The organism is Psychrobacillus sp. OK028 (genome assembly GCF_900103605.1).
In the GTDB taxonomy this organism is placed as follows: domain Bacteria; phylum Bacillota; class Bacilli; order Bacillales_A; family Planococcaceae; genus Psychrobacillus.
Window position 1 is genome coordinate 258,094 of sequence record NZ_FNHY01000006.1, and the last position, 8,263, is coordinate 266,356.

11 protein-coding genes are annotated in these 8,263 nt (G+C 35.7%); 7 read left to right on the plus strand and 4 right to left on the minus strand.

Annotated features, from left to right (window positions below):
• Nucleotides 1-121: 121 nt before the first annotated feature.
• Both BLR36_RS12300 and BLR36_RS12305 read right to left on the minus strand, forming a co-directional pair.
• Nucleotides 122-1,429 (minus strand): hemolysin family protein, encoded by a 1,308-nt coding sequence (locus tag BLR36_RS12300; RefSeq protein ID WP_093062027.1) that lies wholly within the window; start codon nucleotides 1,427-1,429, stop codon nucleotides 122-124.
• A gap of 34 nt (nucleotides 1,430-1,463) precedes the next feature.
• Complete coding sequence (locus BLR36_RS12305; protein WP_093062028.1) at nucleotides 1,464-1,910, minus strand: MerR family transcriptional regulator; 447 nt, start codon at nucleotides 1,908-1,910, stop codon at nucleotides 1,464-1,466.
• 133 nt (nucleotides 1,911-2,043) lie between these two features.
• On the opposite strand from BLR36_RS12305, the gene BLR36_RS12310 reads away from it, so the two are divergent.
• From BLR36_RS12310 to BLR36_RS12320, 3 genes are all read left to right on the plus strand, one after another.
• Nucleotides 2,044-2,685, plus strand: a complete 642-nt coding sequence (locus BLR36_RS12310; RefSeq protein ID WP_093062029.1) for a glycerol-3-phosphate acyltransferase — start codon at nucleotides 2,044-2,046, stop codon at nucleotides 2,683-2,685.
• Between the two features lie 14 nt (nucleotides 2,686-2,699).
• Nucleotides 2,700-3,287, plus strand: coding sequence for a YdcF family protein (locus BLR36_RS12315; RefSeq protein WP_254771400.1), 588 nt, complete (start codon nucleotides 2,700-2,702; stop codon nucleotides 3,285-3,287).
• 173 nt (nucleotides 3,288-3,460) lie between these two features.
• Nucleotides 3,461-3,895 carry a VOC family protein gene (locus BLR36_RS12320; RefSeq protein WP_093062030.1) on the plus strand — a complete coding sequence of 145 codons (435 nt, stop codon included), beginning with the start codon at nucleotides 3,461-3,463 and terminating at the stop codon, nucleotides 3,893-3,895.
• A gap of 52 nt (nucleotides 3,896-3,947) precedes the next feature.
• Here BLR36_RS12320 and BLR36_RS12325 read toward each other — a convergent pair whose 3' ends face one another.
• Nucleotides 3,948-4,292: a DUF6176 family protein gene (locus BLR36_RS12325; RefSeq protein WP_093062031.1), complete on the minus strand. Its 345-nt coding sequence runs from the start codon at nucleotides 4,290-4,292 to the stop codon at nucleotides 3,948-3,950.
• A gap of 19 nt (nucleotides 4,293-4,311) precedes the next feature.
• On the minus strand, nucleotides 4,312-5,067 hold the full coding sequence (locus BLR36_RS12330; protein ID WP_093062032.1) for a DUF2087 domain-containing protein: 756 nt from the start codon (nucleotides 5,065-5,067) through the stop codon (nucleotides 4,312-4,314).
• Between the two features lie 159 nt (nucleotides 5,068-5,226).
• Between BLR36_RS12330 and BLR36_RS12335 the strand changes: the two genes are divergently transcribed.
• From BLR36_RS12335 to BLR36_RS12350, 4 genes are all read left to right on the plus strand, one after another.
• On the plus strand, nucleotides 5,227-6,924 hold the full coding sequence (locus BLR36_RS12335; RefSeq protein WP_093062033.1) for a M3 family oligoendopeptidase: 1,698 nt from the start codon (nucleotides 5,227-5,229) through the stop codon (nucleotides 6,922-6,924).
• A 14-nt stretch (nucleotides 6,925-6,938) separates the two neighbouring features.
• Nucleotides 6,939-7,352: an RDD family protein gene (locus BLR36_RS12340; protein WP_371326722.1), complete on the plus strand. Its 414-nt coding sequence runs from the start codon at nucleotides 6,939-6,941 to the stop codon at nucleotides 7,350-7,352.
• Nucleotides 7,353-7,554: 202 nt separating this feature from the next.
• A complete protein-coding gene (locus BLR36_RS12345) occupies nucleotides 7,555-7,956 on the plus strand; it encodes a DoxX family protein (RefSeq protein WP_093062035.1) in 402 nt (133 codons plus the stop codon).
• A 17-nt stretch (nucleotides 7,957-7,973) separates the two neighbouring features.
• Nucleotides 7,974-8,263, plus strand: a 290-nt coding sequence (locus BLR36_RS12350) for an NADPH-dependent FMN reductase (protein WP_139185095.1), incomplete at its 3' end; no start/stop codon positions are given.

Below are 8,263 nucleotides of genomic sequence, written 5' to 3' on the forward strand. Positions count from 1 at the left end.
AGTTTTCCATCTTGTATCACAGTATAGATTTCTATCAATCTATTTGTCAACACTTTTTTGAAAAATTGAAAAACATTTTTATTTGTGTTTCTGTATTAATATCTAGAAAACTTTCTTTCCTCTATGAAAAAGTAGTAGTTTTTTTCACTTCAATAAAACTTAATTGATTATCCTCTTTTTCATAAATCGTAAATGTATAACCATCTTGTTCAATCTGATTATCTTCTGCTAGTTCAATGTCCTGTGAATAATACCATCCGCCAATTGTATCTACGTCAGGATTAACTAATTCAATCCTCAGCAATTTTGCGACATCCTCTAGCAACACATTGGAATGGATAATATAATGATCATCCTCTATTTTTCGAATATCTGCAATCTCATCCTCATCATATTCGTCGCGAATTTCCCCCACTATTTCTTCTAAAATATCCTCTACCGTAACAAGTCCGGAAGTCCCTCCGTACTCATCCAGAAGAATAGCTATGTGCGTACGTTCTTTTTGCATTTTCAATAACAAGTTATTAATTGGAGTGGATTCAATTGTATTTATTACAGGATTCATAAATTTTTCAATATCGAATGACTCTGATGTAATTCGGTTATTAATACCTTGTGTTAAAAAGTCCTTGATATTGATAAAACCGATTATATTGTCGCGATCTTCCTCATACACAGGATATCGGGTATAACGTTCTTCAGAAATAATCGTTAAGACATCATGGAAAGTTGCTTTTTTTTCAAATCCTATGATTTTAGTGCGCGGCACCATAATTTCACGAGCAATTCGATCATCAAATTCAAAGACATTATTAACATATTTTAGTTCATTCTGATTAATCTCGCCGCTTTTATAGCTGTCAGCAAGCAACAGACGGAGCTCTTCCTCTGTATGTGACAACTCATGTTCAGAGGCTGGTTTCATACCGAACAGACCAACTAATACCCGTGCAGATCCATTTAAGAACCAAATAAATGGATACAAAATTTTGTAGAAAATCATAATTGGCTTAGCAAAGACTAGTGTCACTGCTTCAGCCTTTTGAATAGCAACTGTTTTAGGTGCTAATTCTCCCACTACTACGTGTAAAAATGTCGCAATTGCAAAAGCTCCACCAATAGTGAAATAGTGAATATAATCTGTACCGATGCCAACGCTTTCAAATAACGGATGTAGAATGAATTCAAATGTCGATTCTCCTACCATACCTATTCCAAGAGCTGTAACTGTTATACCTAGCTGACAGGTGGATAAATATTCATCCAAATGTGTCGTTACATGTTTTGCAGCAAGTGATCCTTTGCGACCTTCCGCAACAATTTGGTCAATTCGAGATTGTCGTACTTTTACAATAGCAAATTCTGTTGCTACAAAGAATCCGGTTAACGCTAATAATATTATAAAAATTGTTAGATTTAATATGGTCAATAAGTGTCTTACTATAAAAGTAAGACTTCACCTCCTAAGTGATAAGTAATAGTAATGATTGCATCAATGCAACGCTTTCTGTAGATATCTTCTCTTTAATCGAGTGCTTTGTATTTTCTTCCTTGTTATTGATTTGTTCTAATAGATGAGAAACTTCTTTTTCTAAATATTTCATGTGCAATCGAATTTCATGTATATCTATTTCTTCTACCGAACTTTTTTCTAGCTCATGTTTAATCTCTTCTAAAGACATACCAGTCGACTTCTTTTCTTCGATAACTCGTAGTCTATCAATAGCTTCGAAAGAATAATAACGATAATTCGAAGCAGAACGTTCAGCTTTTAACAATCCAATCGTTGTATAATAATCAATCGTACGTTTCGTTATCCCAGTTCTTTCTGCTAATTCACCAATTTTAAATTTCTCTTTCCCAACAAAATCACTCCAAACCGTAACGTTATAGTTTGTATCATAAATTATTTAACTTGTTCTTGCAATTAATAAGTGATCCACTATTTTCTCAACTTTTAGTGTGCACTACTCAATTCTAAAAATCTGAAACTTCTTATTCTTTCAATCGTTTAATATAGTAAAGTTAGCGGGAGGTAGGAAATTGGTTGTTTCAGTGATTTGTATCACCATTGTTAGTTACTTAGTAGGTTCCATACACGGTTCTAAAATAGCGCAATATTTTAGTGGCGTAAATATTAAAAAAGAAGGTTTAAAAAATTCTGGCGCTTCAAATGCTGCTATTGTTCTCGGTGCAAAATATGGTATTTTAGTTGCAATTGTTGACATTTTTAAAGGAATTTTAATCGTAATTGGGACACGTTTTTGGGTTTTACAGTACGCAGACTTCTCATCAGTTGAACAGGACGTTCTGCTATATAGCGCAAGTGCGGCTGTAATACTTGGGCATAACTTTCCTCTTTATACTAAATTTAAAGGTGGAAAAGGTACTGCCACTCTTATCGGAGTGCTACTCGCTCTTAGCTGGCCCCTTGGTTTAATCGGACTTTTATTATTAATAGGAACTACATTTTTAACGGACTATTTATTAATCGGTGTGTTTGTTTTTTACTTTGTTTTTATCGCGGCATCTATTTGGTATGCAGAAGGAATTGGACCAATGGCTATTGCCGGATTTTTATTTTTGATGGCTGTTATTTTGCATATTGAAAACTTCCGTCGTTTATGGCGAAGGGAAGAAATGAAAATCTCTACTTTTTTGAGTAAGAAGAAACCTTCTGTCTGAAACGGGGTAATATCATGAAAACTAAAATGAGGTGGATTGTGCTAATCCCTTTAATAGTAGCGGCTACTAGTGGAATTGGGATTTGGTTACTCACGGGCAAATGGCTTGAGGATGGTCTGGATCCAAAAGCAGACGGAACAAATGAATATGCCATTGTCCTAGGTGCCAAAGTGAAAAAAGGGAATGTCCCTTCTCTGGCTTTACAGTATAGATTGGATGCAGCTCTTGCCTATGCCAAGGAATTTGCCCATGTGAGATTGGTGCTTTCAGGGGGTCAAGGTCCGGATGAAGATATAGAAGAGGCTATTGTCATGAAAGAATTTCTACTGAATAATGGAATAGAAGAAAACAGGCTCATTATAGAGGACAAAGCCACTTCAACATATGAAAATTTGCTATTCTCAAAGGAATTTATACCAGACAATATTCATTCCGTAACAATCATTACTAGTGATTACCATTTGCAGCGAGCCAAAATATTAGCAAGTAAACTAGGCTGGGAGTCAGATGTTGTAGCTGCCAAAACTCCAAAAGTTGTGGAACAAAAGGTTCGTATGCGAGAACGTGTGGCGTTGTTAAAGGCATATATTTTTGGAAAGTAATTGTATTAAATTAACGCTCTGTTAAAGGAAGAATTTGATTTGTCCTAAATGAATATGATGGACGGGCTTTAATGTCTGAAGATGGACATTTCCTGTTTTAATTGAATTAGAATTTCAAACAAACTTTACACGAATACAAGTTGAAAATAACAGGACCATAGGAGGTATCAGATATGAAAATCAATAGAATAGACCATGTGAGTATAAACGTAAATGATCTTTCAAATGCTAAAGCGTTTTTTCTTGATTTAGGACTTGAAGTGAAAGCGGAATGGGAATTAGATGGTGAACAGTTGGATAGAATAGTTGGGCTTCATGGTGTTAAAACTGCTTGTGTAGGATTGGGGATGCCAGGTGGTCAGACATGGATAGAGCTAGTAAAATTTTATACGCCAACAGATGAAAATGATATTCAACAACCTTTTGCAAATACGCTGGGTATCCGACATATTTGCTTTGCTGTTGAAAATATTGAAGCTGTTGTTGCAAAACTGAAAAAGAGAGGCACGGAAATCTTTAGTGAGATACAGCAATATGAAGAAAGTTATAAGTTATGCTACGTTCGTGGTCCAGAGGGTATTATTTTAGAGTTGGCTGAGAAACTCTAAAAGGAAGGGTGAAAGAAAGTTTCGTATCTATTTTCTTTCATCCATCTTTTAACTATTTCATCGAATTAATAACTCGGTTAGGAATCATTACTACCTCTGTTTGTAGTTCTACTGCTCGATATGATGTATCTATACATTCTTCCCAGTAGTCGAGATGCTTTATATCAACCCAATGCTTTGATTCCTCTACAGCTTGTCCATCTTCCCCCTGCACAGAATACCAATAAAGATATTCGTGTCCGTTTATAAACTCTCTAAAAATTGTTTCTATATACATTTTTTCTCCCTCAAGAGTAACTAATACTTCCTCCATATGTTCATTCAAAAAAGCTAACCATTCATTTACCTTATCTGTTTTTCCTTCTTGCACTCGAAATCTTGTGCATTCAATTTTCACTTTTAATACACCCTTTAGTTTATTTTTTCACCCAATATGCACTACCATCATCTTTTCTATCTAGAAAACCGTATTCTATTAGATAACGTCTTAATGTTACGAAGTCATCATAAGCATTTTTTAGGATTTGATTTATTTCTTTCTCTGTGTAGGTTTTTTCTTTTTCAAATCTTTGAATTAAGACCCGCAGCGTTGCCAGCTTCTGCTTTTCCTTCTTCGGAAATTTCATTAGACGACCATCAAGACCATCCGGAAAGAATTTCTTTTCGACATCTTCCTGTTCCTCTTGCGTGATGTTATAGCGATCATCCACCATCGTAGCTGTTTTATGAAGAGGTAAGAAAGTAGGAGCGTGATCATCCTTTTCCTTTAGCAGTTCCATCATCGCTAAAAATACTTTTGCTTGTCGCTCTTTTTCTTTTAACACGAATCGATGATTACGAATTGTTGAAGAGCTTCCAATTCCTAGTTCGCTCTGTATTTCTACATCACTTCTCCCCTCATAAAATAGACGCAAAAGGCTGTTTTGATGATCAGTTAACCCTGTCAACTTTTTGTTTAACCCTATTAGATAATGAAAAACCGAATCATGCTCTGCTTCAATATGGAACTTCATGAATTTTTCTGCTTCATACAACATATTATTCTTTGGATAAATAAATCCTTTTTCTACTTTACTTCCACACAATAGGCACACATACATTTCTTCCTCTTCTATATAGCCGTCCTTCAGCTGTTCTGAAGATGCATTCCACAATAGTTCTGACACATCCATTCACAAACAATCCCTTCATTCGTTTATTAATTTACAAACATCCTACAATAACGTCTAGATTTTTTCAATAAGCAAAAATGTGATTGCAATTTATCTGAAAATAATAAACAATAGAAATAAGGCGTTTCGGAAATCGAAACGATAGAGAGGGGAATTCCATTGGTTACATTTAAGGATTATGAATACAAACGTCCCAATTTAGAGCAGGACAAAGCTACATTTCAAACGTTATTAACAAAATTTAAGGAAGCTTCTTCCGTAGAAGAACAAAGTAAAGCAATTGAGCACCTGAATGCCTTCCGCAATGACTATTCTACACAGGCAAACTTAGTTTATATTCGTGCCTCTATCGATACGAATGATGAGTTCTATCAAAAAGAGCGCGATTATTTTGATGAGACCAATCCTGAAATTGAAGAAATGATTACTGAATATTACAAGGCTTTAGTGGAATCACCGTTTCGAGACGAATTGGAAGCTAAGTGGGGCAGTCAACTTTTTGACTTGGCAGATTTCCAAATCAAAGCTTTCTCGCCAGAAATTATATCTCTAATGCAAAAGGAAAATAAACTTTCTTCCGACTACTCGAAGCTAGTTGCATCTGCACAGGTGGAGTTTAATGGAGAGACATTAACACTTGCACAGCTAGGGCCGTACACGGAATCGACAGATCGTGAAACACGTAAAAAAGCTAGAGAGATTAGTGGCGGATTTTTCCAAGAAAATGAAGCTAAATTTGATGACCTGTATGATCAACTAGTAAAAGTTCGCCATGAGATTGCAACAACGCTTGGGTACAAAAATTTTGTAGAGCTCGGCTATATCCGTATGAATCGTATTGATTACAATGCAGAGATGGTTAAAAATTTCCGTGATCAAGTGCGTGATTATATTGTTCCTGTTGCGACGAAGCTTTATGAACGTCAGGCAAAACGAATTGGTGTAGAAAGCCTAAAATATTATGATGAACCATTCAACTTCCTTAGTGGAAATGCAACTCCACAAGGTTCTCCAGAGTGGATTGTGGAAAATGGAAAGAAAATGTATGAGGAGCTTTCTCCGGAAACAGCAGAGTTTTTCCAATTTATGATTGACCGTGATTTGATGGATTTAGTTGCGAAAAAAGGGAAAGAAGCCGGTGGTTATTGTACGTTTATAGATAACTATGAATCTCCATATATTTTCTCAAATTTCAATGGTACATCTGGAGATATTGATGTACTAACACACGAAGCCGGTCATGCTTTCCAAGTATATACAAGTCGTAACATTGGGATTCCTGAGTATGTTTGGCCAACTTTTGAGTCTTGTGAAATACACTCGATGAGTATGGAATTCTTTACATGGCCTTGGATGGAGTTATTCTTTAAGGAACAAACCGACAAGTATAAGTTTGCTCATTTAAGTAGCGGACTTCTGTTCCTTCCCTACGGAGTTGCAGTAGATGAATTTCAGCATGCCGTCTATGAAAATCCAGCGATGACTCCTGCTGAGCGTAAGGCAGCTTGGAAGAAAATCGAGGAAATTTATTTACCACATCGGGATTATGATGGTAATAGCTATTATGAGGCTGGCGGGTTCTGGCAACGACAAGCACATATTTATGCTAGCCCGTTCTACTATATCGATTACACGCTTGCTCAAATTTGTGCATTCCAATTTTGGAAACGCTCAAGAGAGGATCATGAAGCTGCTTGGAAGGATTATTTACACCTTTGTCAGCTTGGAGGATCAAAATCTTTCACTAAATTAGTAGCAGAAGCTAACTTAATCTCCCCTTTTGAGGATGGCTGTGTTAAATCGGTCATTGGTTCGATTGAAGAATATTTAAATAGTGTGGATGACTCTGCGTTATAGGTTCTTGAAAGGAGTTGGAAAAGATGAACCCAGCTGGCTTTTGGATTAGATTTGGTGCCAGTTTATTAGATGGTATTATCATGGGTTTACCGCTAGCTATTATTAGTTACATTATTTTTGGCGAAAGTGATACTTGGTTTACTACATTAGGTTCAAATTTATATTTCATCTTAGTCCCTACATTTTGGGTTGGATACACTGTCGGAAAGAAAATTCTCGGAATTCGCGTTGTGAAATTAGATGATACGGATGTTAGCTTATGGACTATGATTATGCGCCATTTAATAGCTGGTCTTATATACGCACTCACTTTAGGGATTGGTGTTATTGTCAGTGCCTTTATGGTAGGGATTCGCGAAGACAAAAGAGCAATTCATGACTTTATAGCAGGAACGTATGTATCTTACAATCCACCTTGGCAAAAATAGTTTACTAAAACAAGCATTCATTAGAATGCTTGTTTTTTTCTTTTATAATCCCTAACTGCTGGTAGCCTTAGTACTCCATGATTTTCTAAATACAGAAAATCATTTTTTATTTAAATTACTTTTTGTAAGCAAATGTATTGTATTTATTTAATAACTATATTATAGTTGGTTACGTTAAGTAACTTAAATGGAGGATTTTTTAATGAAGAAGCAACAACTTGCAACACTTATTTTACGCGTCGTGTTTGGACTTATGTTCTTAATACATGGCATAGCAAAATTCCAAGGTGGTATTTCAAATACAGTTGGATATTTTGATTCGCTTGGTTTACCAGGATCTCTTGCATACGCAATTGCAATTATTGAATTAGTTGGTGGTTTACTATTAATAATTGGATTTGGAACACGTGTAATTGGTGGTCTATTTGCGGTTATAATGCTAGGAGCAATTTTCTCAGCGAAATTATCATTGGGGTTATTAGGCGATGGTGTATCAGCTGGATACGAGCTAGAATTAGTCTTTTTAGCAATCGGTGTTTATTTTGTCTTAGCTAACCCGATTAACTTATCACTTGATGAAAAACTGTCACAAAAAAATAGATAATGATTAGAGGTAAAAGCATGAGCATTATGAAAAAATTATTCGGACAAAAAACAAATGAAGAACAAACAGGAGGAAATGACATGATGAAAATTGGTATTGTATTAGGAAGTACACGTGAAGGACGAGTTAGTCCACAAGTTGGAGCATGGGTAAAAGAACTAGCGGACAAGCGTGGAGATGCAGAATATGAAATTATCGACATTGCAGATTTTAAATTACCACTTTTAGGTGAAGCAGGCGGAGACGCATCAGGTGCAGCAGCATGGTCTGAAATCATTTCTAAACAAGACGGATTCGTATTCATCGT

Excerpts from the sequence above, each read along its gene's own strand:
- BLR36_RS12330 (WP_093062032.1), bottom strand. The coding sequence starts at position 5,067 with ATGGATGTGTCAGAACTATTGTGGAATGCATCTTCAGAACAGCTGAAG.
- BLR36_RS12315 (WP_254771400.1), top strand. The coding sequence starts at position 2,700 with ATGAAAACTAAAATGAGGTGGATTGTGCTAATCCCTTTAATAGTAGCG.
- BLR36_RS12320 (WP_093062030.1), top strand. The coding sequence starts at position 3,461 with ATGAAAATCAATAGAATAGACCATGTGAGTATAAACGTAAATGATCTT.
- BLR36_RS12345 (WP_093062035.1), top strand. The coding sequence starts at position 7,555 with ATGAAGAAGCAACAACTTGCAACACTTATTTTACGCGTCGTGTTTGGA.